Below are 323 nucleotides of genomic sequence, written 5' to 3' on the forward strand. Positions count from 1 at the left end.
GACCGGTTACTGAGCATCGAGCGGCAACCGACCGGGATCGGCAAGCAGCTTGGGGTCACGGAAGAGAAGCTGGAGTAAGCCTACGATCTGCTGGGCCGGCTGACGAAAGAAATCACGCCCGCCGGCACGCTCGGTTACGAGTACGACCCGCTCAGCAACCTGACCACCCTGACATTGCCGGACGGCCGCAAGGTCAACCACCTGTACTACGGCAGCGGGCACCTGCACCAGCTGAACCTGGATGGTCAGGTGATCACCGACATGGAGCGTGATGACCTGCACCGCGAGGTGTATCGGACCCAGGGCAAGCTCACCAGTTGCTT

General features: G+C 61.9%; 1 pseudogene. It reads left to right on the forward strand.

Features of this window, described 5'->3' with window-relative positions:
• Nucleotides 1-323 (forward strand): annotated as a pseudogene (locus tag AC1MHZ_RS23440) (HNH/ENDO VII family nuclease); the annotation flags it as partial.

It is taken from the genome of Pseudomonas sp. FA-1, assembly GCF_056856075.1.